Source organism: Methylobacterium nigriterrae, from assembly GCF_037106235.1.
GTDB lineage: Bacteria > Pseudomonadota > Alphaproteobacteria > Rhizobiales > Beijerinckiaceae > Methylobacterium > Methylobacterium nigriterrae.
The window spans coordinates 1-538 of record NZ_JBAWTG010000507.1 but is presented as its reverse complement, the minus strand read 5'-3'; the positions used below and the strand labels follow the sequence as shown (position 1 = coordinate 538).

The 538-nt window shown below is 66.7% G+C and carries 1 protein-coding gene; it reads right to left on the bottom strand.

The annotated features are described in order from the left end of the window. Positions 1–538: TCP-1/cpn60 chaperonin family protein (locus WDW90_RS37990; protein WP_336492856.1), on the bottom strand; the 538-nt coding region annotated here is incomplete at both ends.

The window sequence follows — 538 nt, the reverse complement described above, 5'->3', positions numbered from 1 at the left end:
CCGAAGCCCGGCGCCTTGACGGCCGCGACCTTGAGGCCGCCGCGCAGCTTGTTCACCACCAGCGTGGCGAGCGCCTCGCCCTCGATGTCCTCGGCGATGATCAGGAGCGGCTTGCCGGTCTGCACCACGGCCTCGAGGACCGGGAGCATCGCCTGCAGCGAGGAGAGCTTCTTCTCGTGGATCAGGATGTAGGGGTCGTCGAGCTCGGCGACCATCTTCTCGGCGTTGGTGATGAAGTACGGCGAGAGATAGCCGCGGTCGAACTGCATGCCCTCGACGACGTCGAGCTCGGTCTCGGCGGTCTTGGCCTCCTCGACCGTGATCACGCCCTCGTTGCCGACCTTCTGCATGGCATGGGCGATCATGTCGCCGATTTCCTTGTCGCCGTTCGACGAGATCGTGCCGACCTGGGCGACCTCCTCGGACGAGGCGACCTTCTTGGCGCGGCCGGTGATGTCCTTCACGGCGGCCTGGGTGGCGAGGTCGATGCCGCGCTTCAGGTCCATCGGGTTCATGCCGGCGGCGACGTACTTGGCGC